21 protein-coding genes are annotated in these 23,202 nt (G+C 64.3%); all 21 read left to right on the top strand.

Annotated features, from left to right (window positions below; translation table 11 throughout):
• The gene (gene ispG, locus ABD53_RS10890) at positions 1–1,074 is read left to right on the top strand and encodes a flavodoxin-dependent (E)-4-hydroxy-3-methylbut-2-enyl-diphosphate synthase (protein WP_047865821.1); all 1,074 of its coding nucleotides are present in this window, start codon (positions 1–3) and stop codon (positions 1,072–1,074) included.
• An 18-nt stretch (positions 1,075–1,092) separates the two neighbouring features.
• The gene (locus ABD53_RS18020) at positions 1,093–1,359 is read left to right on the top strand and encodes a DUF4258 domain-containing protein (RefSeq protein WP_084709535.1); all 267 of its coding nucleotides are present in this window, start codon (positions 1,093–1,095) and stop codon (positions 1,357–1,359) included.
• Positions 1,340–1,576, top strand: coding sequence for a DUF2283 domain-containing protein (locus tag ABD53_RS10885; protein ID WP_047865820.1), 237 nt, complete (start codon positions 1,340–1,342; stop codon positions 1,574–1,576). The genes ABD53_RS18020 and ABD53_RS10885 overlap by 20 nt, the downstream gene beginning before the upstream one ends.
• 349 nt (positions 1,577–1,925) lie before the next feature.
• Positions 1,926–2,363, top strand: coding sequence for a ribosome maturation factor RimP (locus tag ABD53_RS10880; protein WP_053057963.1), 438 nt, complete (start codon positions 1,926–1,928; stop codon positions 2,361–2,363).
• Entirely contained in the window at positions 2,360–3,496 is a 1,137-nt protein-coding gene (nusA, locus tag ABD53_RS10875) for a transcription termination factor NusA (RefSeq protein WP_047865819.1), read from the top strand. The genes ABD53_RS10880 and nusA overlap by 4 nt, the downstream gene beginning before the upstream one ends.
• The gene (gene infB, locus ABD53_RS10870) at positions 3,489–5,819 is read left to right on the top strand and encodes a translation initiation factor IF-2 (protein WP_047865818.1); all 2,331 of its coding nucleotides are present in this window, start codon (positions 3,489–3,491) and stop codon (positions 5,817–5,819) included. The genes nusA and infB overlap by 8 nt, the downstream gene beginning before the upstream one ends.
• Positions 5,820–5,849: 30 nt before the next feature.
• Positions 5,850–6,131, top strand: coding sequence for a DUF503 domain-containing protein (locus tag ABD53_RS10865; protein ID WP_047865817.1), 282 nt, complete (start codon positions 5,850–5,852; stop codon positions 6,129–6,131).
• Positions 6,128–6,514 (top strand): 30S ribosome-binding factor RbfA, encoded by a 387-nt coding sequence (rbfA, locus tag ABD53_RS10860; protein ID WP_047865816.1) that lies wholly within the window; start codon positions 6,128–6,130, stop codon positions 6,512–6,514. Before ABD53_RS10865 ends, rbfA begins: the two co-directional genes overlap by 4 nt.
• Complete coding sequence (locus ABD53_RS10855) at positions 6,480–7,457, top strand: DHH family phosphoesterase (RefSeq protein ID WP_047865815.1); 978 nt, start codon at positions 6,480–6,482, stop codon at positions 7,455–7,457. Before rbfA ends, ABD53_RS10855 begins: the two co-directional genes overlap by 35 nt.
• 14 nt (positions 7,458–7,471) lie before the next feature.
• Entirely contained in the window at positions 7,472–8,359 is an 888-nt protein-coding gene (gene truB / locus ABD53_RS10850) for a tRNA pseudouridine(55) synthase TruB (RefSeq protein ID WP_047865814.1), read from the top strand.
• The gene (locus ABD53_RS10845; RefSeq protein ID WP_047865813.1) at positions 8,347–9,267 is read left to right on the top strand and encodes a bifunctional riboflavin kinase/FAD synthetase; all 921 of its coding nucleotides are present in this window, start codon (positions 8,347–8,349) and stop codon (positions 9,265–9,267) included. Before truB ends, ABD53_RS10845 begins: the two co-directional genes overlap by 13 nt.
• An 84-nt stretch (positions 9,268–9,351) precedes the next feature.
• Positions 9,352–9,618, top strand: coding sequence for a 30S ribosomal protein S15 (gene rpsO / locus ABD53_RS10840; RefSeq protein WP_047865812.1), 267 nt, complete (start codon positions 9,352–9,354; stop codon positions 9,616–9,618).
• A 94-nt stretch (positions 9,619–9,712) separates the two neighbouring features.
• The gene (locus ABD53_RS10835; RefSeq protein WP_047865811.1) at positions 9,713–11,776 is read left to right on the top strand and encodes a polyribonucleotide nucleotidyltransferase; all 2,064 of its coding nucleotides are present in this window, start codon (positions 9,713–9,715) and stop codon (positions 11,774–11,776) included.
• A 2-nt stretch (positions 11,777–11,778) separates the two neighbouring features.
• Complete coding sequence (locus ABD53_RS10830; protein WP_053057961.1) at positions 11,779–13,074, top strand: M16 family metallopeptidase; 1,296 nt, start codon at positions 11,779–11,781, stop codon at positions 13,072–13,074.
• Between the two features lie 191 nt (positions 13,075–13,265).
• Entirely contained in the window at positions 13,266–14,945 is a 1,680-nt protein-coding gene (locus ABD53_RS10825; RefSeq protein WP_235401536.1) for a ribonuclease J, read from the top strand.
• 65 nt (positions 14,946–15,010) lie between these two features.
• Entirely contained in the window at positions 15,011–17,614 is a 2,604-nt protein-coding gene (locus tag ABD53_RS10820; RefSeq protein ID WP_053057960.1) for an FtsK/SpoIIIE family DNA translocase, read from the top strand.
• Between the two features lie 40 nt (positions 17,615–17,654).
• Positions 17,655–18,521 (top strand): helix-turn-helix domain-containing protein, encoded by an 867-nt coding sequence (locus ABD53_RS10815; RefSeq protein WP_047865810.1) that lies wholly within the window; start codon positions 17,655–17,657, stop codon positions 18,519–18,521.
• Between the two features lie 175 nt (positions 18,522–18,696).
• A complete protein-coding gene (gene recA, locus ABD53_RS10810; protein WP_047865873.1) occupies positions 18,697–19,761 on the top strand; it encodes a recombinase RecA in 1,065 nt (354 codons plus the stop codon).
• Between the two features lie 74 nt (positions 19,762–19,835).
• Entirely contained in the window at positions 19,836–20,447 is a 612-nt protein-coding gene (locus ABD53_RS10805; RefSeq protein WP_053057959.1) for a regulatory protein RecX, read from the top strand.
• 202 nt (positions 20,448–20,649) lie between these two features.
• Positions 20,650–22,206 (top strand): ribonuclease Y, encoded by a 1,557-nt coding sequence (gene rny / locus ABD53_RS10800; protein ID WP_047865809.1) that lies wholly within the window; start codon positions 20,650–20,652, stop codon positions 22,204–22,206.
• An 18-nt stretch (positions 22,207–22,224) separates the two neighbouring features.
• On the top strand, positions 22,225–23,178 hold the full coding sequence (locus ABD53_RS16025) for an ATP-binding protein (RefSeq protein ID WP_053057958.1): 954 nt from the start codon (positions 22,225–22,227) through the stop codon (positions 23,176–23,178).
• Positions 23,179–23,202: the final 24 nt, after the last annotated feature.

The following is a 23,202-nucleotide window of genomic DNA, read 5'->3' as shown; positions in this document are numbered from 1 at the left end:
ATGTCTGAGACAGCGGTACGCGAGAGGCCGGTAACGAGCCGTCAGATCTCGGTCGGCGGAGTGCCCATCGGGGGTGGCGCGCAGGTCGCGGTGCAGACCATGACAAACACCATGACCAACGACGTAGAGGCCACGGTGCAGCAGATCTACGACATGAACTCCGCCGGGGCCGAGCTTGTGCGCGTCTCGGTAAACGGTTCCAAGGCGCTCGAAGGCTTCCGGGAGATCGTACACCGCTCCCCGGTCCCCCTGATAGCCGACATCCACTTCGACTACCGGATGGCCCTCGGCGCGGCCGACGCGGGCGCGGCCTGCGTGCGCATAAACCCCGGTAACATCGGCAAGGACGACCGCTACCGCCAGGTCATAGAGAAGTGTCAGGAGACCGGTACGGCGATGCGCATCGGGGTCAACTCCGGCTCGGTCGAGAAGCGGTACTGGGATCTACCCAAGGAGGAGGCGCTGGTAACCAGCGCGCTCCACAAGGTCGAGATCGCCGAGGAGATGGGCTTCTACGAATTCAAGGTTTCGCTGAAGGCCAGCCACGTCCCGGAGATGGTCGAGGCCAACCGCCGCTTCCGCGAGCACTCGGACGCCCCGCTCCACCTCGGCGTCACGGAGGCCGGCACCAAGCTGCCCGGCGCTATAAAGAGCTCGGCGGCCCTGGGTCAGCTCCTGCCCTACGGTATCGGGGATACCATCCGCATCTCGCTCGCCGAGGACCCGGTCGAGGAGATACCGGTCGCGTACCAGATTCTGGGCGCGCTCGACCTCCGGCACCGGGGCCCGAACGTCATAGCTTGCCCCTCCTGCGCCCGCACCTTGGGCTTCGACGTAATAGGCGTCGCAGCGCAGGTCGAGGAGAAGCTCAAGCACTACGAGGATCACTTCACCGTCGCCGTGATGGGCTGCATCGTGAACGGTCCCGGCGAGGCCCGGGACGCGGACTACGGCGTTGCCGGCGGCAAGGACGACGGCCTCATATTCACCAAGGGCCAGGAACTGCGCAAGGTAAAGCGCGATGAGGTCTTCGACGCCCTCTTCGAGGAGATAGAGAAGGACGGCTGGAAGTAAGCCAGAGGCCCCTTAGCCGTGGCGTATGAGCGGCTGAGCTACACTCGCCATGCGCTGATACGGATGGAGGAGCGGGGTGTTCAGGAATCGGACGTTCTACGTGTGCTGAATAACCCCGATCTCACCTACCCGAGTTACGGCAAACGAGTCTCAGAGGACGTGTTTGAAGGTGGAAGGCTCCTACGTATAGTCTTCGTAGACACCCTTGAGACTGAAACCGATGCTAGAATTGTTAGTGCAATAGACTTGGAGGAAGGTCAGGCTCGTGAGGTTCGAGTTCGATAACGAGGCCGATGCACTGTATATAAGGCTCGATGATGGCCGGGTGAGCCGAACTATAGAGTTGGAAGAAGGCGTCTACGCCGACCTGGACGCGGAGGATCATCCCCTAGGTCTGGAGTTCGTCGCGCTCGCGGCCTTCGATGAGTGGATGAAGAGGCACGGCACCCTTAACGTGCCGGAGAAGGTGACCGGCGCGGATTCGTTCTTGAGCCCCGCCTAGCTGGCGGCAAAGACTACGGCCTCATATTCACCAAGGGCCAGGAACTCCGCAAGGTAAAGCCCGACGAGGTCTTCGACGCCCTCTTCGAGGAGATAGAGAAGGACGGCTGGAAGTAGCCCCTAGGGGGATAACGGTAGCGGGCGAACCGGCTATGACGTAGCTTCGGGCCGTGCGCTCTGTAGTGTCCCGCCTCATTGTAACTGGGTGCCGCTGCTGTATAATCTAAGCGTTGGACGGAGCAAGGGGTCTTCGGACCCGTTGCTTTTTTAACGTCTGAAAACGGTGGTTAGAAGCGGATCAAAGCGGATCACGAAGATCCCGAAAAGCGAGGTGAGAAGGTACGGCACGGTTGGAGAGGCTGGCTCAGGTCGTCGAAGAGTCGTTGCCCGAGGAGGCGGAGCTCGTAGAGGCTCGTTTCTCCGGGGGTCCCGCGTTGACGCTGCTCGTCGACCGGGAAGGCGGCGAGGTGGACCACGAGTACTGCTCCCGGCTCGCCTCCACGGTCGGACCGGCGCTCGACGGGGCCGGATTCGACGGGCCGGTCGAGATCTCCTCTCCCGGCATAGAGCGGCCGCTGACCAAGCCGGATCACTTCAGGCGTTTCGAGGGACACGAGGCAAAGATAAAGGTCGGCGAGCCCATAAACGGACAGCGTAACTTCACCGGCACGATACACAGAACCGGGGAGTCGAGCTTCGTCCTAAAACTCTTGGAGGGGGGAGCGGAAGTGGAGTTGCCGTTCGGCTCCGTAACCCGGGCTTACCTCAGAGAGGACATACAAGCATGAACACAGCGTTACTAGGCGCACTACAAGAGATAGAACGAGACAAGGGTATACCCTTCGAGACGGTGCGGAGCGTCTTGGAGGAGTCGCTGCTGGCGGCTTACGAGAACCGTGAGGACGCCGTCGAGGGCGCAGAGGTCACGATAGACGACGAGACCGGCCACATGGTGGTGACGAAAGACGGCGAGGACGTTACCCCGCCAGACCTCACCCGGATGCTGGCCAACGTCATGCGCCAGAACTTCTACCAGCGGCTGAACGAGATCCACAACGAGCAGCTCATGGAGGAGTATGGCGGCCGCATGGGCGCCATCGTCACCGGCATCGTGCAGCAGTCACACCGGCGGATGACGCTGGTGGACCTCGGCCGCGTAGAGGCCATGCTGCCTCCGGGCGAGCAGGTCCCGACCGAGCGCTACGAGAACGGCCAGCGCATAAAGGTGTACCTGCTGGAGATCCGGGAGCCCGGCCGCGGGCCGTCGCTCACCGTTAGCCGCCGCCACGAGGGGCTACTCCAGGGGCTCTTCGAGCTCGAGGTGCCCGAGATCCACGACGGGCTCGTGGAGGTCAAGGCCGTGGCCCGCGAGGCGGGGCTGCGCTCGAAGGTCGCCGTACACTCCAACGAGACCGGGGTAGACCCGGTCGGAGCCTGCGTCGGGCCGCGCGGCAGCCGCGTGAGGGCGGTCGTGAGCGAGCTACGTAACGAGAAGATAGACATAATCCAGTGGGACCCGGACCCGGCGCGCTTTATAGCCAAGGCGCTCTCACCGGCTCGGGTGCGTGAGGTCTACCTGGATGAGGAAGAGCAGCAGGCCGAGGTTATCGTCCCGGACGATCAGCTCTCGCTCGCCATCGGCAGAGAGGGGCAGAATGCCCGCCTCGCCGTCAAGCTCTCCGACTGGAAGATAGACATAAAACCCGAAAGCCAGGCCACAGACTACGAGACCGAGGAGGAGGGCTGGGAGCCCGAGGAGGACTCCGCGCTGCACCGTTGCAGGGCGGTCCTATCAAACGGCCGGCGCTGCGCCAACACCGCGCTGGCCGGTTCACTGTTCTGCGGTATACCCTCTCACCAGGCTCAGGCCGTCGAGTTTGAGGGCCTGGTCGAAGGTTCGCAGGGGGTAGCGGATGAGTAAGCGCGTATACGAGATAGCAAAAGAACAGTCCCTTGGTACCAAAGAGGTCATGGGACGGCTGCAAGATGCCGGTATAGAGGTGAAGAACCACTTCGCCACCGTCGAGGACGATACCTATGCCAGGTTGTTCGGGACGGATGGCGAGCCGGCCGACAATGGGCCGAACGGTGCCACCACGCTGGACGACGAAGAGACCGTGCATCAGGCCGTAAAGCCCGACACGGACCGGCAGGACGCCGCCGGTAATGGGCGAACCACGGCCCAGCAGAAAGAGGCCGAGAAGGCCCAGAAGGCCGAGCGTGTAGGCAAGTTGGAAGAGTCTCCGAACGAGGCGTCCGTCGAGGAGCAGGCCGCCGCGGAGGCGCAGCAGCCCGCGACGCCGTCGGACGGGAGCGGCCAGAAAAGCCAGAGCGGCCAGAAAGGCCAGAAAGACAAGGGCCGCAAGCGGCGCAGGGTGGTCATAGACTCCAGCGCCACCAACCGGTCCCCCAAGGCGGCCGCGGCCCCCGCAGCCCCGAAGGACCCGGGGCAGGAGCCCGCCGCCAAGAGCGAGAGGCCGGAGGCGGAGGAGCCTGCGGAAGCCCCTTCGAGCGCCGTGCGGGTAGAGCCCGGCGCGACCGTCTCCGACATCGGGGATGCTCTGGGCGTGGCTCCGGCCAGGATCGTCTCCATACTCTTCTCCCTGGGCGAGATGAAGACCGTCACCCAGACTCTCTCGCCGGATGAGATCGAGCTGGTGGCGAATGAACTCGGCGCGGAGGTGGAGATCGGGGCCGTATCCGACCCGGTGCCCGAGGAGGTCGTCGAGGATTCGCCGGAGGACCTCGAAGAGAAGCCGCCGGTCGTTACCGTCATGGGCCACGTGGACCACGGCAAGACCTCGCTCCTGGACCGTATCCGGCGCGAGGCCGTGGCCGAGGGCGAGGCCGGAGGCATCACGCAGCACATCGGCGCGTACCAGGCCGAGAGCAACGGCAAGCGGGTCACCTTCATAGACACGTCGGGCCACGAGGCGTTCACCGAGATGCGGGCGCGTGGCGCGCGGGTCACCGACGTGGTCGTGCTCGTGGTCGCCGCCGACGACGGTATCATGCCCCAGACCGAGGAGGCCATAGAGCACTCCCGGGCCGCCGGCGTGCCGATAGTGGTGGCGCTGAACAAGATAGACGTCCCGAACGCCAACCCGGATAGGGTGTACGGTGAGCTATCCGAGCGTGAGCTCGTGCCGGAGGCCTACGGCGGCGACACGGTGACCGTGGCCGTCTCCGCCAAGACCGGCGAGGGGATAGAAGACCTCGTCGAAAACCTCCTGATCGTGGCCGAGCTCGAGGACCTGAAGGCGAACCCCAAGGCCGAGGCCAGCGGGTACGTCATAGAGGGTGAGCGGGACCCGGGCCGGGGTCCGGTTGCGACACTGCTCGTGAACCGCGGGACCCTCCAGAAAGGCGACGTGGTGCTCGCGGGCTCCTCTTACGGGCGGGTCAGGGCGATGCTCGACTACACCGGGGCTCGGGTGAAAGAGGCGGTGCCGGGGTCTCCCGTGGAGATACTGGGTCTCTCCGGTGTTCCGGAGGCGGGTACCCGGTTCGAGGTCGTGGAGCACGAGCGGGAGGCCCGTGGCAGGGCCGAGCAGGCCGAGGCCGCGCTCAGGCGTCAGGAGCTTGCCGAGGCCGGTCCGCGCCGCTCGCTGGAGCAGCTTGTCAGCGACAGCGGCGTCCAGGACCTGAACCTGGTCATCAAGGCGGACGTCGCGGGCTCGGTCGAGGCTCTCAAGGAGTCTCTCACCAAGCTCTCCACCGAGGAAGTGCGGGTCAACATCGTGCGCTCAGGAGTGGGTGCGCTGACCGACTCTGACGTGATGCTGGCTTCGGCCAGCGACGGGATCCTGATCGGTTTCTCCGTAAGGCCGACGACCACGGCAAAGCAGGTCGCCGAGCGCGAGAAGGTGGAGATCCGAACCTACGACGTGATCTACAAGGCGCTCGAAGACATCGAGGCCGCCATGAAGGGCATGCTCGCGCCGGAAATCGCCGAGCAGGATAACGGTACTGCCGAGGTGCGCGCCCTGTTCCGGGTGCCGAACGCCGGCGTTATCGCGGGTAGCTACGTGACGAGCGGTGAGATCCACCGCAACGACCGCGTGCGCGTCGTGCGCGACGGGGCCGTGATCTACACCGGCACGCTCTCCTCGCTCAAGCGGTACAAGGACGACGTGCGCTCCGTGCGCCAGGAGTTCGAGTGCGGCATCGGCGTCGAGAACTTCAACGACCTCAAAGAGGGCGACATGCTGGAGTTCTTCGAGATGATCGAGATAGAGCGGTAGGCTGCCGGCAGCGTACGCTAGAGAGACCGAGTGTTCTGTGTCGTGAGGCTGGAGTTAGAACTGCCCTTCGCCTCCAGCCTCAAGGAGAAGCGAAAGATCATCCGCTCGGTCAAGGACCGTCTGCGGCGCAAGAACGTCTCGCTGGTGGAGTCGGATCACCAGGAATCCTGGCAGCGGGCCTCGGTTGAGCTGGCCGTGGCGGCTGTGGACCGCGGCTCCGCCGAGGAGAAGCGCGAGGAGGTGCGCCGGGCGCTGTTGAACTACGACGACCTGGCGATAGTTGAGTGGCGAGAGGAGTTCGTGAAGCTATGAGCGCCTCGGGGGCGGGGTCGAGCCGCACGAGAAAGATAGAGTCCCAGATCAAGGAGATCGCCGGAGACCACCTCGACGGCCTCTCCGACCCCAGGATACAGGGCCTCGTCACCGTTACCGGGGTGCAGGTCAGCCCGGACCTGGCACACGCGAAGGTCTACTACAGCACGCTCTCCGGCGGCGACGAGCGGGAGGTTGCAGAGGGGCTGCAAAGCTCCGCCGGACGGCTACAATCCGCGGTCGGGTCGCGGACACGCCTCAGGCGGACGCCCCGGATCTCGTTCGAGCCGGACCCGGCGGTCGAGCACGCCACCAGGATAGACGAAGCCCTCAGGGAGGTTAGAGAAGATGCAGGAGAGGACGCAGCAGGCAGTAGCGAGTAACGCGCCGCAGGAGGTAGCCGACTACCTGCGCGAGCTGGACAAGGTCGCCATCAGCACCCACGTCGGGGCGGATGGCGACGCCATCGGCTCGTCTGTGGCAATGCTGTACCTGATGCGCGCCCTGGGGGCAGACGCCGTGATCTGCCACCGCGAGCCCGTCCCGGGCTACCTTAGCTGGCTGCCGCCGGACGAGGTCCTGACCGAGTTGCCGGACGACGGCCGTACCTTGCTCGTGACGGATACCTCCCGGCAGGATAGGGTTGGGGTGGACCACGAGCACGTCGGGCTGAACCTCGACCACCACGAGGACAACCCGCTCTACGGCGACTATAACCTGGTAAACGCCAACGCCGCCGGTAGCGCCGAGGTCGTGGCGAGCCTGTACCCGCTGCTCGGCGTGGAGATCGAGCGCGATGCCGCCGAGGCGATCTACGCCGGGGTGTATACGGATACGGGCGGCTTCCGCTTTCGCAATACCTCCCCCGCGATGCACGAGCTGGTCGCCGAGCTCTTGCGCGCCGGGGTCGTGCCCGCCGAGGTGGACGACAGGATCAACCGCACCGGCACCATACAGCAGGTCAACATAGTCGGGCTCTCTATGGCCAACGCCCGGCGCTACGGGGAAGCCTTGATCTCGACCGTGGACGACGGTGACTACGAGCGGGCCGGGGCCACAGAGCTTGACTCCAAGGAGTCCATAGACAGCCTGCGCAAGGTGCAGGGCGTCGAGTTGGTCGCCCACCTGCGCCAGGTTCCCGAGGGCACCAAGGGCAGCCTCCGCTCGGAGAGTGTGGACGTGGCCGAGATCGCGCGCACCTTCGGCGGTGGCGGGCACCGGCTCGCAGCCGGTTACACCACCCCTAAAACGCCCGCCGAGGCCCGCGAAGAGCTCCTTGAGAAGCTCGACGGCGTGGTGAACTTGGACGGTAAGGGGTCGAGGTAGCGGACACCGCCGAGATAGCGGCGTATACCGGGGCGCTCCTACTGGACAAGCCAACTGGAGTTAGTAGCGCGAAGGCGGTCGCCCTGGTGAAGCGTCTGCTGCCGAAGAAAAAGGGCGTCAAGATCGGGCACACCGGCACGCTGGACCCGATGGCCTCGGGGCTCCAGGTGCTGCTATTAGGCCGGGCGACCCGACTCTCACGTTACGTCACAGACCTGGATAAGTCCTATACGGCCACGGCGAGGCTCGGGGCGGCTTCGGACAGCCTCGATGCTGACGGCGAGGTCACCGAGCTAGGTGGCTCTGTTCCGACGGAGGCCGAGATACGGGCCATGCTGCCGGAGTTTACCGGCGAGATACGGCAGCTTCCGCCGATGGCTTCCGCCGTGAAGGTCGGTGGGGAGCGATTGTATAAAGCGCATCGCCGGGGGGAGACCGTCGAGCGTGAGGTCCGGACGGCAACCGTGTACTCCATACAACTTACCGCCTACGACGCTGCCGAGAGCACCGCGACCTTCGAGGTCTCTTGCGGCAGCGGGACCTATGTGCGGACCCTGATCTCGGACCTCGTCCAGGCAGCGGGCTCGGATGCCTACCTCACCGCGCTGCGCCGCACCACGGTCGGCAAATTGGGCGTGAGGGACGCGGTTACGCCGGACGAGCTGTCCGATAAGGAGGTCCCGGCCCGGCTGAGGCCCATGCGGGAGGTGGTATCTCACCTGCCGGCGATGGAGGTGGACGCCGGTGACTGCCACCGGGTTGCCGACGGGAAGCCACTCGCGGGCGCCGGCCCTGCCGGAGAGGGAGAGGCGCTCCGCGTCGAGCACGCCGGGGAGCTACTCGCGATCTACCGCGCGCAAGAGGGAACGGCCCGGCCCGAAGCGGTGCTTTGCGCGGGGTAGATCGGGTCGGGAGCGTGGTGGTCGCCCTCGGGAACTTCGACGGGGTACATCTCGGACATCAGGCCGTTATTCGGCGGGCGCTAGAGGTTGGCCGCGAGAGCGGCAGGAGGGTCGTGGCGGCGACATTCGATCCCCATCCGAGGGCCGTAATCCGGCCCGGCACCGAGCCCTGGCTGCTAACTGCGCCCGAGACTAGACGCGAGCTACTTCTGGGTTGTGGAGTAGACGAGGTGTTCGTGATCCCGTTCGACGCCGAGCTATCCCGGAAGGGGCCGGAGGAGTTCGTGGAGGACGTGCTGGTCGGCGGTCTCGGGGCCTCGGCGGTCGTGGTCGGGGAGAACTTCCGCTTCGGCCACAAGGCGTCGGGCGGGATACGGGAGCTTGCGGGAAGCCTCCAGAAAAGCGGCGGCGACGCCTACCCTGTGCCGATGCACGCCTGGGGAGGGGATGGAGGCGAGATCAGCTCTTCCCGCATAAGAGAGCTGGTCTCGGAGGGAGACGTTCTCGGTGCCTCGCGCCTCCTGGGCCGCGCGTATGCCGTGCGGGGCGAGGTGGTAACCGGAGACCAGCGCGGGGCCACTATAGGTTTCCCCACCGCGAATCTGGCCCCTGACCCGAGAGTTCTCGTCCCCGCTCGCGGAGTGTATGCCGGGTATGCGAAATTACCCGGCGGAGAGCGTTACGGGGCCTGCACCAACGTCGGGACCGCGCCCACCTTCGACCGCCGGGAGAATCGCATCGAGGCCCATCTGCTGGACTTCGACGGCGACCTGTACGGTGAGACGGTTGAGGTGGGTTTTACCGGGAGGCTCAGGGGGGAGCAGAGGTTCTCGGGATTAGAGGAGCTAAAGACCCAGATCTCACGCGACGTGGAGCGGGCCCGGGAACTGGAGGAGGGGGCACCCTAGGGTTTGATACCTGTGGTAGCATACGCATAATCTAGAGACTGTTTAGACAAAGCAAACGAAGAGAGTAAGAAGAGGAGCAGGAAGTTGGCGGTAGCGGAAAACAAGGAATCGACCATTCAGCAGTATCAGGCCCACGAGGGAGACACGGGCTCCTCGGAGGTCCAGGTCGCGCTGCTCACCGAGAGGATCAAGTCCCTCACAGAGCACCTGCGCACCCACAAGCACGATTATCATTCCCGCAGGGGCCTTTTGAAGCTGGTAGGCCGCCGCAAGCGGCTGTTGCAGTACATCCAGCGCAACGACGTGGAGCAGTATCGCGCCCTGATCGCACGCCTCGGGCTGCGCCGCTAACGGGTACTAGAAGCACCATCAGAATCTTTAGAAGTCTGTCTGAACCGAACATCGCAGTAAACGAATTACACGAAGTAAACAGGAGAAAAAGAATATGCGTCTAGAGATACCCGTCGGCGAGCGGACGCTAGTGCTGGAGACCGGTAAGCTTGCCAAGCAAGCCGGCGGCTCCGTCACGGCCCGGCTCGGCGACACCATGCTGCTTACCACCGCGACCCGTTCGGAGTCGCCGCGACCGGGGGCCACTTTCCTGCCCCTGAGCGTTGACGTAGAGGAGAGGATGTCGTCGGCGGGCAAGATCCCGGGCGGTTTCATCAAGCGTGAGGGCCGGCCCTCGGAGCGGGGTACGCTCACGGCGCGGCTTACCGACCGCCCTCTGCGGCCGCTGTTCCCTAAGAACTACTACTACGACATACAGGTGATCGGCACGGTCCTCGTCGCCGACCAGAGCATCCCGTTCGACACCGTGAGCATGGTCGGGGCCTCGGCCGCGCTCGCGCTCTCGGACATACCGTATGACGGCCCGATCGGGGCCGTGCGCGTCGGGCGCAAGCCCGACGGCGGGTTCGTGCTGAACCCGACCTACGAGGAGATCGGCGAGAGCGATCTGGACCTCGTCGTAGCCGGCACCAAGGAAGCCATCACGATGGTCGAGGCCGGGGCCAACGAGGTAACCGAGGACGTCATGGTGGAGGCCCTGCAGCTCGCGCAGCAGACCATCACCTCGCAGGTCGAGGCCATAGAAGGCTGGGCCGCCGAGCACGGCAAGCCCAAGCAGCAGTTCGAGACCGGGGCCGGGGCCAACCCGTTCGTGGACGAGCTGCGTAATGGCCACTTCGACCGCATCAAGGAAGCGATCGTCAACACCGACCGCCGGGCGCGGCGCACCGCGCTGGACGACCTGGAGGACGAGCTCGTGGAAGGCCGCGAGGAAGAAGAGGTCCCTCAGGTAAAGGACGCGCTGGATACGCTAAAGAAAGAGGCGTTCCGGTCGCTGATGCTTGAGGACCGCAAGCGCACCGACCTGCGGGCGTTCGACGAGATCCGGCCGACCTCCGCCGAGACGGACGTGCTGCCGCGGGTCCACGGCACCGGGCTGTTCAGCCGCGGTGAGACACAGGTTCTCTCCTCGCTCGCGCTGGCGGATCTTGGCCTGTCCCAGAAGCTCGACACGCTGGAGCCGGACACGACCAAGCGTTACATGCACCACTACAACTTCCCGCCGTACTCAACCGGCGAGGCCGGGCGTCTCGGGCCGCCGCGGCGGCGGGAGATCGGCCACGGCGCGCTGGCCGAGCGGGCAATCGTGCCTGTGCTGCCCTCGGACGAGGAGTTCCCGTACGCGCTGCGCATCATCTCTGAGGTGCTGGAGTCAAACGGCTCCTCCTCGATGGCGAGCGTCTGCGGCTCGACTCTGGCGCTGATGGACGGCGGTGTGCCGATCAAGGCCCCCGTGGCGGGCGTTGCGATGGGGCTGGTCAAGGAAGGCGACGATTACGTGATCGTCACCGACATCCAGGGCCTGGAGGACCACCTCGGCGACATGGACTTCAAGGTCGCCGGTACGCGGGACGGCATCACCGCGCTACAGATGGACATGAAGATCACGGGCGTCTCGGCGCAGCTCTTGCAGGAGGCGCTGGATCAGGCCAAGAGGGGCCGCCTGGAGATCCTGGACACCATGCACGAGGCCATCGCAGAGCCCCGCGAGGAGGTGTCGGACTATGCGCCGCGCGTCGAGGTGTTCAAGATCGACACGGACAAGATCGGGATGCTCATCGGTCCCGGCGGCAAGACCATAAACTCCCTGCAGGAGAACTACGGCGTCAACATCTCCGTCGAGAACGACGGCACGGTGTACGTCGCGGGCGTGGACGGCGTGTCGGCGAAGGAGGCGATCTCGGCCATCAACGCGATGACCAAGGACGTCGAGGCCGGAGACATCTACAACGGCAAGGTCGTAAAGATCACCAACTTCGGCTGCTTCGTGGAGCTTACGCCGGGACGGGACGGGCTCTTGCACATCTCGCGGCTCGCGCCGGGCAACGAGCGCGTGGAGAACGTCGAGGACGTGGTCAGCGAGGGCGATGCCATCAAAGTCCGGGTGCTGGAGATAGACAAGAACAAGAAGATCTCGCTAGAGCGGGTGGAAAGCTAGAGATGGCTCAGAGTAGTGGTTCCAACGGAGCGGCGGACGCCGGAGGCGGGGTCAGGGTAAAGACCCTGCCAAACGGCGTGAGGGTGTTGTCGGAAAGGATGCCGGGCGCAACCAGCGTTGCGCTCGGGGTCTGGATCCGGGCCGGAAGCCGCGACGAGCGGGACGAGGTCGCCGGGATCACGCACCTCATGGAGCATATGCTGTTCAAGGGTACCCCCGACCGTGACGCCTTGAAGATAGCCCAGGAGTTCGAGGGCATTGGCGCGCAGGAGAACGCCGCGACCGGCGAGGAGTACACGATGCTCTTCGCCCGTTTCCTGCCCGAGCACGTGGGCTCGGCGATGGAGATCATGTCAGACATGATCCGGCGCCCGACCCTCGCTGACCTCGAACGCGAGCGCGAGGTCATAGTCGAGGAGATTCGCATGTACGAGGACCGGCCGGACCAGATGGCCGACGAGTACCTCGCGAGCCTCGTGTTCCACGGCGACGGCCTCGGAAAGTCCATAATCGGCTCTGCGGAGACGGTGCGCGGCGTGGACCACGACACCTTGATGAGCTTCCACGACAATACCTATAACGGCTCCAACGTGTTCGTCGTGGCGGCGGGCAACCTCGATCCCGAAGAGCTCGAAAGGATGGCGGAGGAGAGCCTCGGCGGTCTGCCGCAGGGCGAGTCCTCGCACCGGGGATCGCGGGTCGAAAAGCCGGATAGCCGCTTCTTCTACAAGTATAAGGACACCGAACAGTACCACGTGGCGCTCGGTTCTCTCGGGCTACCCGCCAAGAGCGAGGACCGCTACGCGATGGCGGCGCTGAACAACGTGCTCGGGGGCGGGATGTCGAGCCGGCTGTTCCAGGAGGTGCGCGAGAAGCGCGGCCTGGCATACGCGGTATTCTCGTTCCACGAGGGCTTCTCGGACGCCGGGGCGAACAAGATCTACGTCGGCTCCACGACAGGGAACGTCGAGGAGGCGGTACAGGTCATAGCCGAGCAGCTCCGGGGCATCCAGGAGGAGAAGATCGGCGAGGAAGAGCTCAGGCGCACCCGCGAGCAGCTCAAGAGCCAGACTCTAATGGCGCTCGAAAACACCTCGGCCCGCATGACGCGCATGGGGCGGAGCGTAATCACGGGCGCGGAGCTTCTCACACCCGAGGAGATCTCGAACCGCATAGAGTCCGTAACGGCGGAGGATATACAGCGTCTTGCCAGGGAGCACCTGAAGCCGGAGAGGATGTATCTCTCCGCGGTCGGACCGGAAGAGCTCGACCTCGGACGTTTCTTGAACGAGAACTAAATAAAGAGCCAAAAGAGCTGAATAAGAACTGACGAAAACTAGCGAAGCGGAGGCCGGTTGCGATCCGGAGCCGGGAAACGCTATGTCCCGCCGTACAAGAGTGGGATGGCGTTCCGGTGCCCGGGTCGTAACCCGACATTAGCGCATGATGCGCTGCGGCCTTTGCGCTCGCAAAGGAGGCAATAGAGATAGTGGCAAACGAAAGAAACGGCAAGAGCAAGAACGTACAGGTAATGCCCCTGGGAGGTCTGGGGGAGATCGGCAAGAACATGACCGCCGTGCGGCAGGATAGCGGCATGATTCTGGTGGACGCCGGGATGTCGTTTCCGGACGAGGAGATGCCCGGCATAGACCTGGTACTGCCGGACTTTAGTTACATCCGGGAGCACTCGCAGGAGTTCAAGGGCATAGTCGTAACCCACGGCCATGAGGACCACGTGGGTGCGATCCCGTACCTGTTGCGCGAGTTCAACGTGCCGGTGTACGCGACCAAGCTCACACTCGGCATCATAAGATCCAAGCTCCAGGAGTTCGGCATAAAGAAAGGTGACCTGCGCGAGGTCAAGGGCGGCGACAAGCAGCGGCTCGCCGGCTTCGGGTTGGAGTTCATAGAGGTCAACCACTCCATCCCGGACGCCTGCGCCGTCTCCATAAAGACGGATCAGGGCACCCTGGTCTTCTCGGGCGACTACAAGATAGACCATACCCCGATAGACGGCCGCCGGATGGACCTCGCCCGCCTCGCCGGTATCGGCAACGAGGGCGTGCTCGCCTACTTCGGCGACTCGACCAACAGCGAACGTCCCGGCCACACCCCTTCGGAGCAGAACGTTGCGGCTACGCTGGATCGTCTCATAGCCGGGGCCGAGGGGCGTGTGATCGTGGCCTCGTTCGCGTCTCACCTGCACAGGATCTCGCAGGTCGTCGAGGCGGCGAAGCGTCACGGCCGCCTCGTCGGGGTCGCCGGGCGCTCGATGGTGCGTAACGTCGGTATAGCCCGCGAGCTCGGCTACATAGATCTGCCGTCCTCGATGATGGTCGAGGGACGCGACATCGCAAACGTCCCGGACTCGGACATCGTAATATTGATGACCGGCTCCCAGGGCGAGCCGCTGGCCGCGCTCTCCCGCGTAGCGAACGGCGCGCACAAGACCATAGAGGCCGGCGACGGCGACACGGTAATAATCGCCGCCCACCCCATACCGGGTAACGAGAAGGGCGTGTCCCGCACGATAAACAACCTGATGAAGCGCGGCGCGCACGTCCACTACAGCCCGCTGGAGGCGGTGCACGTCTCCGGCCACGCCTCCCAGGAGGAGCAGAAGACCATGCTGTCTCTGCTGAACCCGAAGTATCTCGTGCCGGTACACGGCGAGTACAAGCACCAGTTCCATCACGTCCAGACCGCGAAGTCCATGGGCATCCCGGAAGAGAACATCTTCGTGCTCGAAAACGGCGGCTGCGTGGAGTTCTACGGTGACGGCCAGGCCCGCCAGATAGACAACGTCGCGGCGGGTATGTTCCTGGTGGACGGCGCGACGTTCGGCGACACCTCGGACTCCATAATGCGCGAGCGCCAGCAGCTCTCCGAAGACGGAATGTTCATCGTCATAGCCAGAATTAACGCCCAGAACGGGCAGCTGCTCGGGGAGCCGGACGTGATCTCGCGCGGCTTCGTAAACCAGCAGGAGGCGAACGGGCTGGTCGGCGATTCCATAGGCGTCGTCTCCAAGACCCTGGACCGGACCGCCAAGAAGCAGATCACGGACTGGGGCGACCTCAAAACCGAGATCCGGCGCGACCTCTCGGGCTTCCTGAACCAGCGTACCCAGAAGCGACCCATAATACTGCCGCTAATAGTTGAGGTGTAGCCGGCGGGGACCACTACATGAGGCCCCGGCTTATGGCGCGGCGGACGCTGCGCTAAACTAAGGGCATGGCTACGAACAAGAGTTCGCGGGCAAAATCCGGTGCGGGCGGCGGGAGCAAGGCGTCCAAGACTCACAAGAGCGGGGCCCGGCCGAAGGGAGCCTCCGGCGGTGGGAGGAAGCCCGCCGCCAGGGGCGGTCACGCCTCGAAGAAGGAGCCGACGCCGAACCCGCTTCTGACCCGCAAGGCGCTGGGTGTGGTTTTGCTCGTGGTCGGGCTATTCCTGACGGCGGCTTTCATAACGGGGCGTGGAGCGGTTCTCGGAGAGAGCGGGATGACCGGGTTCCGGTATCTCATGGGCGCGGCGGGGCTTTTCGTGCCGCCCGCGATGGCCGTCGCCGGAATTCTGCTCCTCGTAGGCCCGCCGGATTACCGGAGGTTGGCCGGGGCCTCTCTGCTGTTCGTGGCCGCAGCTTCTACGCTGGCCGCTCCCATGACAGCCGGAGAACGCTTCGAGCCGGGGACGTACATGCAGCACGGAGGCCTCGTCGGCAGCCTGGTGTACGCGGCGGTATATAGCGTCGCCGGGATTATCGGGGCCGTGCTGTTACTAGTCCTGCTGTACGTGGCCGGCCTATTGTTACTGACCGGGGTAACGGCCGAGCAGGCTCTACTAAAGTCACGGGAATTTCTGGGCAGCTCAGGCTCGGGACTGATGGATGGCGCGTCGGCCCTGCGTGAAAAGCAGGGCGAGAGGCGCCGGGCTCGCGCGGAAGCCCGAAACCAGGAGGGTACCCGGGTCCTGGGGAAAGAAGGCGGGAGCGTGAAACGGGCCCCCCGGCCCGAGCCCCGGACGGGCGGAGCTGACTCGGGCGTCGCCCTGGAAGACGAGAGCGAGACCATAGAGTTCGAGAAGGAGCCTCGTGGGCCCCATCCGGAGCCGTCCAACGGCGAGGTGGCGCCGGCGTCCGGTCAGGATGAGGAGCCTCGGGGTGGTTTCGAGGTGGTCTTGCCGGAGAGTCGTAAGCAGACCTCGTTCGAGGAGGTCGAGGCCGGCCGGGAGATCGTATCCGGCGATTACTCCGCGCCCCCGATGTCCATGCTCAAGACCGGTAAGGGGGACCCCGAGCACGACGCCGAGCAGACCAGCGAGAGGCTAACGCGGGCGCTATCCGACCTCGGAGTCGAGGCACACGTGCTGAGGGCCATCGTCGGGCCGCGGGTCACGCGCTACGAGCTCAGGCTGGGTTCGGGCATCAAGGTCGGCAAGATCCGCAACCTCCAGCAGGATATAGCCTATGCGCTGGCCGCGACGGAGGTGCGCATACTCGCGCCGATACCGGGCAAGAGCGCGGTAGGGGTAGAGGTCCCGAATACCAAGCCCGCGACCGTAACCCTCGGCGACGTGTTCCAGGAGTACCCGGCAGGTAACGACTGGGCGCTGCCGGTTGGCCTCGGCAAGGACATATCCGGCAAGCCCGTGTTCTTGGATCTCGCCGAGATGCCGCATCTGCTGGTCGCCGGCACCACGGGAAGCGGTAAGAGCGTCATGCTGAACAACCTACTTACCTCCCTGATCCTGACCGCCGACCCGCGGCGGGTGAAGCTGGTCCTGATAGACCCCAAGCGGGTGGAGCTCAGTCAGTTCGGCAAGATACCGCATCTCATCACGCCGGTCGTGACGGACGTAAAGAAGGCTGCTAATGCGCTTTCGTGGGCGGTGGCCGAGATGGAGCGGCGCTACGAGATGCTCGAGAAGCACGGCGCACGCTCGCTTGACGGCTACAACGAGCGATTCGAGCAGCAGATGCCCTACGTCGTGGTGGTTATAGACGAGCTGGCGGACCTGATGATGGCCGCCGCCTCCAAGGTGGAGGACGCCGTGATCCGGCTCGCCCAGAAGGCGCGAGCCGTGGGGATACACCTCGTGGTCGCCACCCAGAGGCCCAGCGTGGACGTGATAACGGGCATGATCAAGGCGAACATCCCGTCCCGCATCGCCTTCGCCGTCTCCAGTCAGGTGGACTCGCGGGTTATCCTGGACACTCCGGGTGCCGAGGCCCTGCTGGGCAGCGGCGACATGCTGTTCAAGCCCGTCACCTCCCTGAGGTCTTCCCGGGTGCAGGGCGCGTACATCACGGAGAGAGAGGTGGAAGAGATAGTCAAGGCCTCTACCGGCAGCGCGCAGGCCCGCTACGTGGAAGAGGTCACCGAGGGCACCCCGGACCACCGCGAGTCCAAGGAGGAGCCGGAGGATGATCTCCTACCCGAGGCGGCGAGCTTCGTGGTCTCCAGCCAGCAGGCCTCGGTTAGCGCGGTGCAGCGGCGTTTCCGGGTCGGCTACTCCCGGGCTGGACGCATCGTGGATGCCCTGGAGCGCAAGGGTGTGGTCGGACCCTACGAGGGCTCCAAGGCCCGCTCCATATCGGCTACGGAGATGGACCTACAAAGAATATTCAGCCCTCCGGAAGAAGGTACGGAAGATGGTGAAGACGAGCCGGAGACCGAAGAGCAGGCTCCACCGCCGCCCTCTGACGGAGCCGGCGAGAACGCCTTCTCAAGATCCCGGCTGGGCTCCGTCGAGAGAGGAAGCTCCGGGAGCGTAGTCGAGCCGCGGCCGGATAGATCGAAAGGTCCCACGGACGAGCCTGGTACCGGAGGAGGGAGCTAGGCCGGAGGCGTGGAGCCTTCCGGCCAGGCTTTAGCCTGAGATGAAGGGACGCCGAGAAACGAGGGCCGGAGCCTGGAACGGCGAGATTGGGCCTCTCCTGAAGGAGGCCCGGCAGAGGCGCGGAGTCTCTCTGAAAGAGGCCGAGAAGTACACCAGTATCCGGTGGCGTTATCTGGAAGGGTTGGAACGCGAGGACCCCACCGAGCTTCCGGGCCGGAGGTATACGCAAGGCTTTCTGCGCGCCTACGCCGAGTTCCTCGGGCTAGATGCAGAAGAGCTCACCCGGAGCCTCGGGAGCCACGAAAGGGATAACAAGCGGCGGGTGAGGAGGAGCTCTCCCGCAGGAAATCGTTTGTCTCCGACCCGGAAATCACAGTCTGAGAGTGACCAGACCGCTTTATCCTGGGCCCGCCGTAGAGGGTTGAATGGTGGCGCCCTGCTCTTGGTTTCGCTGATAGTGCTGTCTCTCGGCCTCGTTGTAACGACCCTTTATCTACTACAGAACGAGACCGTACTGTCCGGCGCTCCCATGGAGGGTGACGGTAACCCCGTGGAGAGCTCTCCCGGCGGCGGAGGCCCGGGCGAGGCTAGGAGCACGACCGCCGAGCCGACCCCCACGCTTGAAGAAGAGGCGGGGAGCGGGTCTCCATCACAGGCAGAGAGGCTCCGGGCGAGGGTGGTCGTGCGGGGGGCGGAGTCCTGGATCAGCGTGGAGTCGGATGGCAGGGTCGAGTACACGGGCGTTGCGCAGCCCGGATTCTCCCGGAGCTTCGACTCCGATGAGGGGCTCAGGATAACCACCGGGAACGCCGGAGCCGTGGAGCTCAGGATCAACGGCCTGGAGTACGGGACCCTAGGTGAGAGCGGAGAGGTTCGCTCCAGAAGCTTTACCCTGAAACGAGAGTGAGAAGGAAGAGACATCAATATCGCCGTGTTGGGAGGCGGCGACGGCTAAAGTATAATCGGGGCAAGTTCGAGGCAAGCACTTCCACCGTAGAGCTGCTGACGCTGTGCTGAAAACACGCCTCCACGTATGAGGCGAGAGACACCAAATTGGAGGAGCATTGGATAAGAGCAAGGCCATGGGCGCGGCCGTGTCCCAGATAGAGAAGCAGTTCGGTAAGGGTTCGATCATGCGCATGGGCGATGAAACCCAGCGCAAGATAGAGTCGATCTCTACCGGCGCGCTCTCGCTCGACCTCGCCCTTGGCGTGGGCGGGGTGCCGAGAGGCAGGATCGTCGAGATCTACGGCCCGGAGTCCAGCGGCAAGACCACCCTGGCGCTGCACGTGCTCGCCGAGGCCCAGAAAGCAGGTGGCCTCGCCGCGTTTATAGACGCCGAGCACGCCCTGGATCCGATCTACGCCCAGGCTATCGGGGTAGACCTCGAAAACCTGTACTTCTCACAGCCGGACAACGGCGAGCAGGCCCTGGAGATCGCCGACACCCTGGTCCGTTCCGGCGCCCTCGATATCGTGGTCGTGGACTCCGTCGCCGCCCTAGTGCCTAAAGCTGAGATAGAGGGTGAGATGGGAGACTCTCACGTAGGACTCCAGGCTCGCTTGATGAGCCAGGCCTTGAGAAAGCTCTCCGGCTCCCTGAGCCGCTCGGGAACCACGGCGATCTTCATCAATCAGCTCCGGGAGAAGATCGGGGTCACCTTTGGATCGCCGGAGACGACGCCGGGTGGACGTGCTTTGAAGTTCTACTCAAGCGTCAGGCTGGATGTGCGTCGTATCGGGGCTCTTAAGGATGGCAACGACACGGTGGGTAACCAGACGCGGGTAAAGGTTGCCAAGAACAAGGTCGCGCCGCCTTTCAAGCAGGTGGAGTTCGACATCATGTACGGGGAAGGCATCTCCCGCGAGGGGAGTCTCTTGGACATCGGTATCGAGAACGAGGTGGTACAGAAGAGCGGGGCCTGGTTCGCGTACGGCGACGAGCGCTTGGGCCAGGGGCGTGAGAAAGCCAAGATATTCCTCAAGGAGAACGAGGATGTCCGCGACAGGATAGTCAGGGACATCCACCAGAAGCTGGGGTTGGATCAGGAGCCCCAGGAGGAGCCGGAAGAGTCGCCTTCCGAGGAAGCTGCATTCGAGGATGATCTGCCAGGAGGCCGGATGGAGGGCTCCGAGCGCGCCGTATAGCCTCTGACAGGTCCTCTAACAGGACAAGAGACCGCGGGCGTCGTCTTTCAGGGCGTCGCCCCGGAGCCTGCTAGATGCCGGAGATAACGGGTATAAGCGAGAAGCGCAATCGCGCCCGGCTGTACGTGGACGGTGATTTCTTCGCCGAGATCGACCCCGGAGCGGTGCTGGACTACGGGCTGTACAAGGGCCTCTCTCTTTCACAAGAAGAGTTAGAGGAAGCCCGGCTAGCCGGGGAAAAGGCGCTGGCGATGAGCCGGGCTTTCCATTACCTCGGATATCGGGCACGATCCGTGGGAGAGGTCGAGGAACGCCTTTTCCGGTATGGTTACGGCGAGCGCACCGTCGGGGAGGTGGTAGAGCGTTTGCGGGAGCTCGGCTACCTCGATGACTGGCGTTTCGCCAGGGATCTCGCCTCCGAGAGGTCCGGCAAGTATGGTCCGAGAAGGGTTCTATCCGATCTGTGGCGTAGCGGCGTAGACGACAGCATAGCCCGGCAGGCCGTGGACGAGGAGTTTTCCGAACTCTCGGAGTTGGAGGCCGCGCGTTCCGCCGCCGAGCGGCGTTATAATACCGAGGAAGGATCTGACGCGCTCGCGCGCCGGGTCCACGGCTTTCTGGCGCGGCGGGGCTATTCACCCGGGGTTTGTACGGAGGTAGCCCGGGAGTACCGCCGGGGAGAGTGATCTCCTCTCGCCGGAGCCACGTGATCTGTAAAGATCTGTAAAGGCTTGTAGATATACACCGGTACTATCCGGCCGCCGTTGTGGAGGTTCGTAGCGTTTCGCAGCGTGGATCGTGGATAAAGCCGCAGTAGCATGCCGGGTTAGCCAGCGGCCTGTATAGCGGCTCACCGCCACAGAGAGGGCGGCCTTTGGAGGAAAATCAATGACCACCTTGCTACTGGCCGTGATAGCGGTCCTGGCTCTTGCCATCGGTCTGGCGGCCGGCTTTCTCTTTGCCCGGAACCAGGCCGACAGCAAGCAGGCCGAGGCTCGCTCCGACGCCAGTTCCATACGCGAGGAGGCTGAGCGGGAAGCTGGCAGGATCACCGAATCCGCCCGCCGTGAGGCCGAGCTTGCGGCAAAAGAAGAGTCGCTGAAAGTTAAAGCTGAGGCTGAGGAAGAGGCTCGGGCTCGTCGGACCGAGCTGGCGCGCTACGAGGAGCGCCTGGACAACCGCGACGGTGCCCTCGACCGTAGAGATAAAGAGCTCGAGAACCGCAACAGGAACCTCGACCAGCGTGAAGAAAGCCTCAAACAGCGAGAAGGAAATCTGGAGCAGCACGAAGCCGAGCAGCAGCTCAGGCTGGAGGAGATCTCCGGCCTGAGCCGTGCGGATGCCGAGGCTCGGCTGATCTCGGAAGTTGAATCTGAGCTTGAAGGTAAGGTTGGGCGGATGATCCGGGATCGCACCCTGGAGGCCGAGCAGCGGGCCGAGGAGGAGGCCAAGCACATACTGTCCACGACGATGGAGCGTCTCGCCTCGGACCACACCTCGGAGTCCACGGTAAAGACCGTGGCCCTCGCCTCGGACGACATGAAGGGGCGGGTGATCGGCAAGGAGGGCCGCAACATCCGGGCGTTCGAAGCCGCCACCGGGGTGGACGTGATCATCGACGACACGCCGGAGACGGTCGTCCTCTCGTGCTTCGACTCGGTGAGGCGCGAGATCGCGCGCATCTCGATGGAGCGGTTGGTGAAGGACGGTCGTATCCATCCTGGCAGGATCGAGCAGATCGTGGCCAAGGCCAAGAAAGACGTGGACAAGGAGATGAAAAACGCCGGCCGGCAGGCGCTCGACGACGCCAAGATAACCGGCGGTATGGACAATGAGTTGGTCGGCCTGCTCGGCGCGCTCAAGTACCGGACCTCGTACGGGCAAAACGTGCTGGCGCACTCGGTAGAGGTGGCGAACCTCTGCGGCATGATGGGCGCTGAGCTCGGCGCGGACGTGAAGATATGCCGCCGCGCCGGGCTGCTGCACGATGTGGGCAAGGCCGTGGATCACGAGGTCGAGGGCACGCACGCCATGATCGGCGGCCGTTACGCGAAGAAGTCCGGGGAGCCGGACCCCGTGGTGCGGGCCATAAGCGCCCACCACCACGAGATCGAGATGGAGACCGTCGAGGATGTGCTGGTTGCAACCGCCGACGCCGTCTCCGCCGCGCGTCCCGGCGCCCGGCAGGAGACGACCGAGACGTACATCGAGCGGCTGCGTTCGCTAGAGAGCATCGCCACGAACCACGACGGGGTGGAGAAGGCGTACGCGATACAGGCCGGCCGCGAGGTCAGGGTCATGGTCCAGCCCCAGCAGATAGACGACCGTATCGCCGCCAAGCTCGCCTGGGACATAAGCAAGCAGATAGAGAACGACCTGCAGTACCCCGGCCAGATCAAGGTCACCGTCATCCGCGAGAGCCGGGTGAGCGAGGTGGCTCGCTAGCTCCTGGTTTGAATATCCGTGTCTGAAGGGCCGTACAGGGATCTCGGCGAGGGCTTCGCCCGGCTGACCGGTGTGGAAGGCGTCCGTCGTGCCCCTTCCCGCATAGAAACGGTAGAGGATGCTCTCCTGGAGCTCGTGCGCAACGCCGTGGACTCGGGGGCCGGGAACGTATATGTCGCCTCCGTACTCCACGCCCGGCGTTACCGGGAGCTGATCGTCCTCGACGACGGGGAGGGAATTCCGGAGCAGTACCGGGAGACGATCTTCGAGCCCGGGGTTACCACCCGGCACCTATCCCCCTCGCGGCTCGCCGGCCGCACCCACGGCGCCGGTCTCTCCCTGCACCACATCAAAGAGGCGGCGCTCTCCGCCGAGGTCCTGTCTACCGGGTCTACCGGCTCTCCGACCTCGATCAGGACGGTCTTCAACACCCGCACGCTGCCCGAACGCTCCCTGCAGTCCGGCCACGATTCCAAAAAACCGCGCCGGAACTCTCGCAGCAACCTGTGGGCCACGCTCGAAGACCTGGCCTCAACTCCCGGGGCCCCCGGAATCTTCTACGGCTCCCCCGCGAGCGTGACATCCCTGATGGTGCATAACCATATAATACAAGAAGCTTCGAGTATAGCGGAGCTTGATTCGTGGTGTGAGGAGAATCTTGGGGGCGGATTATCCAAGAGGACCTTGCAGCGGGTGAGGAAGGGTCTGGTGGCGCCGGCGGAGCGGGTCGTCAAGCGGGAGGAGGCGAAGAAGAGTGGCGGAGACTCCAGGGCGGAGAGTGAGCCTTCGCGAGCCTTCGGAGGCGGCAGACTTACCCTGGATGAGCGGGATCTCTCGCAGATAAGGAGCATCGTGGAGCGGGCGGCCGGCGAGAGTTATCTCGAGGTTGGGGAGATCGGCTGCGAGAGCCGGGAGGGTGAGATCATCATCCGGGCGAGGATCTACGAGGCAGAGGAGGAGTACGAAGATTAGGAAGAGCTCGCCAGAAGCTTCACG

The organism is Rubrobacter aplysinae (assembly GCF_001029505.1).
In the GTDB taxonomy this organism is placed as follows: domain Bacteria; phylum Actinomycetota; class Rubrobacteria; order Rubrobacterales; family Rubrobacteraceae; genus Rubrobacter_A; species Rubrobacter_A aplysinae.
This window is presented reverse-complemented; position numbering and strand designations above follow the sequence as displayed.